This window comes from Corynebacterium sp. KPL3927, from assembly GCF_040225835.1.
Classification (GTDB): Bacteria; Actinomycetota; Actinomycetes; order Mycobacteriales; family Mycobacteriaceae; genus Corynebacterium.
The window spans coordinates 1-5,379 of sequence record NZ_JBEHGD010000038.1; the positions used below are offsets into that span (position 1 = coordinate 1).

A 5,379-nucleotide genomic window follows, 5' to 3' on the forward strand; every position below is an offset into this window, starting at 1 on the left:
TTGGTCAATTAGTACCAGTAGCCTTCACACCTTACAATGCTTCCAAGTCTGGCCTATCTACCCCATAGTCTTTAGGGGACCTCAAAAGAAACCTCATCTTAAAACAGGCTTCCCGCTTAGATGCTTTCAGCGGTTATCCCTCCCGTACGTAGCCAACCAGCACTACCCCTGGCGGGATAACTGGCACACTAGAGGTACGTCCGTCCCGGTCCTCTCGTACTAGGGACAGCCTTCTTCAAGTTTCAACGCGCGCGGCGGATAGAGACCGAACTGTCTCACGACGTTCTGAACCCAGCTCGCGTGCCGCTTTAATGGGCGAACAGCCCAACCCTTGGGACCTACTCCAGCCCCAGGATGCGACGAGCCGACATCGAGGTGCCAAACCATCCCGTCGATATGGACTCTTGGGGAAGATCAGCCTGTTATCCCCGGGGTACCTTTTATCCGTTGAGCGACACCACATCCACAAGTAGGTGCCGGATCACTAGTCCCGACTTTCGTCCCTGCTCGACATGTCTGTCTCACAGTCAAGCTCCCTTGTGCACTTACACTCACCACCTGATTGCCAACCAGGCTGAGGGAACCTTTGGGCGCCTCCGTTACATTTTGGGAGGCAACCGCCCCAGTTAAACTACCCACCAGGCACTGTCCCCAACCCAGATCATGGGCCAAGGTTAGATGCTCAATCCGATCAGAGTGGTATTTCAACAACGACTCCACCACCACTAGCGTGATGATTTCACAGTCTCCCACCTATCCTACACAAACCGAACCAAACACCAATACCAAGCTATAGTGAAGGTCCCGGGGTCTTTTCGTCCTGCCGCGCGTAACGAGCATCTTTACTCGTAATGCAATTTCACCGGGCCTGTGGTCGAGACAGCAGAGAAGTCGTTACGCCATTCGTGCAGGTCGGAACTTACCCGACAAGGAATTTCGCTACCTTAGGATGGTTATAGTTACCACCGCCGTTTACTGGGGCTTAAATTCTCAGCTTCGCAACCAAAAAAGTTACTAACCGGTCCTCTTAACCTTCCAGCACCGGGCAGGCGTCAGTCCATATACATCAACTTAACGTCTTCGCATGGACCTGTGTTTTTGATAAACAGTCGCTTCCCTCTATTCTCTGCGACCCCACAACACTCCAACCGCAAGGGTCTTCACGTCACAGGGCCCCCCTTCTCCCGAAGTTACGGGGGCATTTTGCCGAATTCCTTAACCACAGTTCACCCGAACGCCTTAGTATCTTCAACCTGACCACCTGTGTCGGTTTAGGGTACGGGCCATACACACACTCGCTAGAGGCTTTTCTCGACAGTACAGGATCACCACCATCAACCCTTGTAGGGTCTACGCATCACGCCTCAACCACACTGTGCGGCGGATTTACCTACCACACGGCCTACACGCTTACACCACCAATCCACTAAGTGGCGCGGCTACCTCACTGCGTCACCCCATCACTTGAACCACACATCAGGCCCCACGACATCAACACCACCAACACTCAAAGAGCATAAAGTAGCGTATCCGCAGTGGTTAGTATCCGTGCTTTATCATGGGCGCACATGTACGGGTACCAGAATATCAACTGGTTATCCATCGACTACGCCTGTCGGCCTCGCCTTAGGTCCCGACTCACCCTGGGAAGACGAACTTGACCCAGGAACCCTTAGTCATCCGGCGGTAAGGATTCTCACCTTACAATTCGTTACTCATGCCTGCATTCTCACTCGCACACAGTCCACGCCTCCTCACGGTAACGCTTCCACCCATGCACGACGCTCCCCTACCCAAACAACAAAAAATGTTGCTTGCCGCGGCTTCGGCGGTGTACTTGAGCCCCACTACATTGTCGGCGCAGAACCACTCGACCAGTGAGCTATTACGCACTCTTTCAAGGATGGCTGCTTCTAAGCCAACCTCCTGGCTGTCTTCGCGATCCCACATCCTTTTCCACTTAGTACACCCTTAGGGGCCTTAACCGGCGATCTGGGCTGTTTCCCTCTCGACTATGAAGCTTATCCCCCACAGTCTCACTGCCGCACAACACAATTGATGGCATTCGGAGTTTGGCTGACATTGCTAAGATTGTAGTCCCGCTCAACCAACCAGTCGCTCTACCTCCACCAAGCTCATACGACGCTGCACCTAAATGCATTTCGGGGAGAACCAGCTATCACGGAGTTTGATTGGCCTTTCACCCCTACCCACAGCTCATCCCCGCAGTTTTCAACCTACGTGGGTTCGCGCCTCCACAACCTCTTACAGCTGCTTCACACTGGCCATGGGTAGATCACCCCGCTTCGGGTCCAGGACATGCCACTTACCACCCCATTAGGATTCGGTTTCCCTACGGCTACCCCACACGGGTTAACCTCGCGACATGCCGCTGACTCGCAGGCTCATTCTTCAAAAGGCACGCCATCACACAATAAAAAGTGCTCTGACGGATTGTAAGCACATGGTTTCAGGAACTATTTCACTCCCCTCCCGGGGTACTTTTCACCATTCCCTCACGGTACTATCCACTATCGGTCACACTGAGTATTTAGGCTTACCGGGTGGTCCCGGCAGATTCACAACAGATTCCACGAGCCCGTTGCTACTCGGGAACCCAACAACCCCCACATCATCATCTTCAGCTACAGGACTCTCACCTACTCCGGCAGGCCATTCCAAACCACTTCACCTAACAACAATGCAAAAAGGGCGTGCCACTGGTAGTTGACACACAGCTAGGCCCCACAACACCGCACACACAACCCCTACCAGGTATCACATGCACACGGTTTAGCCTCATCCACGTTCGTTCGCCACTACTAGCAGAATCATTATTATTTTCTCCTCCTACGGGTACTGAGATGTTTCACTTCCCCGCGTAACCCCCACAACAGCTATGAATTCACTGAAGGGTAACCCCACATAACCAGGGCCAGGTTTCCCCATTCGGACATCCTCGGATCAACGCTTTATTGACAACTCCCCGAGGCTTAACGCAGCCTTACACGTCCTTCATCGGCTCAGCATGCCAAGGCATCCACCATGCGCCCGAAATAACGAACACACCAACCACCACACACAAACCACACAACCAACAAAAAGGTCACGCAGCCATATGCAGCAGCAACAAGTGAACTTGACAAAATAAACAAAAAGAAAAATCACATCACACACACAACACCACCCACAAAAGCAAGTGGCATCATGCAGATGCTCGCGTCCACTATACAGTTCTCACACAACACCCCAACTGACAACAAACACCACCACAACAGACGGCATCCATCAACCAGTCAGGCACACAAAAAAAGGGGATAATGCCCCAGACACCCAACAATGCACCAACAACTTATTCACAACATTATATTTTGTATACATGGACACTTTTACGCATGTCACAAAGCACTGTCTCAACACTTGAGCCTGCTGATTACGGTGCATGTCCTACCCGGAATTTCCATAACACGGTGGCAGCAGAACACTCGCCTACTCAACCACCAACCCACCATCAAACAATGTGTGGGCAACCCACAACTGTGGGCCATTGGCTGCAACTGCAGCCCAATAAAAAAGCTCCTTAGAAAGGAGGTGATCCACCCGCACCTTCCGGTACGGGTACCTTGTTACGACTTCGTCCCAATCGCCGATCCCACCTTCGACGGCTCCCTAACACGTTTAGGCCACCGGCTTCGGGTGTTACCAACTTTCATGACGTGACGGGCGGTGTGTACAAGGCCCGGGAACGTATTCACCGCAGCATTGCTGATCTGCGATTACTAGCGACTCCGACTTCATGGGGTCGAGTTGCAGACCCCAATCCGAACTAAGGCCGGCTTTCAGCGATTCGCTCCACCTCACAGTGTCGCAGCGCATTGTACCGACCATTGTAGCATGTGTGAAGCCCTGGACATAAGGGGCATGATGATTTGACGTCATCCCCACCTTCCTCCGAGTTAACCCCGGCAGTCTCTCATGAGTCCCCAACCAAATGCTGGCAACATAAGACAAGGGTTGCGCTCGTTGCGGGACTTAACCCAACATCTCACGACACGAGCTGACGACAACCATGCACCACCTGTACACCAACCACAAAGGGAAACTACATCTCTGCAGCGATCTGGTGTATGTCAAGCCCAGGTAAGGTTCTTCGCGTTGCATCGAATTAATCCACATGCTCCGCCGCTTGTGCGGGCCCCCGTCAATTCCTTTGAGTTTTAGCCTTGCGGCCGTACTCCCCAGGCGGGGCGCTTAATGCGTTAGCTACGGCACGAAAGTCGTAGAAAGACCCTCACACCTAGCGCCCACCGTTTACGGCATGGACTACCAGGGTATCTAATCCTGTTCGCTACCCATGCTTTCGCTCCTCAGCGTCAGTAACTGCCCAGTAACCTGCCTTCGCCATCGGTGTTCCTCCTGATATCTGCGCATTTCACCGCTACACCAGGAATTCCAGTTACCCCTACAGCACTCAAGTTATGCCCGTATCGCCTGCACGCCCGGAGTTAAGCCCCAGAATTTCACAGACGACGCGACAAACCACCTACGAGCCCTTTACGCCCAGTAATTCCGGACAACGCTCGCACCCTACGTATTACCGCGGCTGCTGGCACGTAGTTAGCCGGTGCTTCTTATCTAGGTACCGTCACAACAAAGCTTCGTCCCTAGCGAAAGGAGTTTACAACCCGAAGGCCTTCATCCCCCACGCGGCGTCGCTGCATCAGGCTTGCGCCCATTGTGCAATATTCCCCACTGCTGCCTCCCGTAGGAGTCTGGGCCGTATCTCAGTCCCAATGTGGCCGTACACCCTCTCAGGCCGGCTACCCGTCGCCGCCTTGGTAGGCCATTACCCCACCAACAAGCTGATAGGCCGCGAGCTCATCCTACACCGAAAAAACTTTCCACCACACACACTAAAGTGCGGTCCTATCCGGTATTAGACCCAGTTTCCCAAGCTTATCCCGAAGTGCAGGGCAGATCACCCACGTGTTACTCACCCGTTCGCCACTCGAGTACCCTGCAAGCAGGGCCTTTCCGTTCGACTTGCATGTGTTAAGCACGCCGCCAGCGTTCGTCCTGAGCCAGGATCAAACTCTCCACAAAAAAATTTCAGAACAACAAAATCCTGAAAAGGCCGTGAAAAGCCCAAACCTAACCAAAAGAACAAACCACCACAAACCAATAAAGGCTCATGCTGGCGTCCAAAAATTACTACAAAGAAAAAATCACTGCCTCCCCAACCCGACGGGGCAAAAAAGGGAGACAAAAAGTTGAACACAATCACATGCCAACCAATCCATCAATGCAGCCGAAACACTAAACAGTATTCAAAAAGATGCGTATTCCAACACCTTACCGGCACACACCAACCAACAAACC

Annotated in this window: 2 rRNA genes; both read right to left on the reverse strand. The window is 52.8% G+C overall.

The window, feature by feature from the left end:
- Nucleotides 1–3,067: ribosomal RNA gene (locus ABRP86_RS11340) — 23S ribosomal RNA — on the reverse strand; the annotation flags it as partial.
- Nucleotides 3,068–3,584: 517 nt separating this feature from the next.
- Nucleotides 3,585–5,103: ribosomal RNA gene (locus tag ABRP86_RS11345) — 16S ribosomal RNA — on the reverse strand.
- Nucleotides 5,104–5,379: the final 276 nt, after the last annotated feature.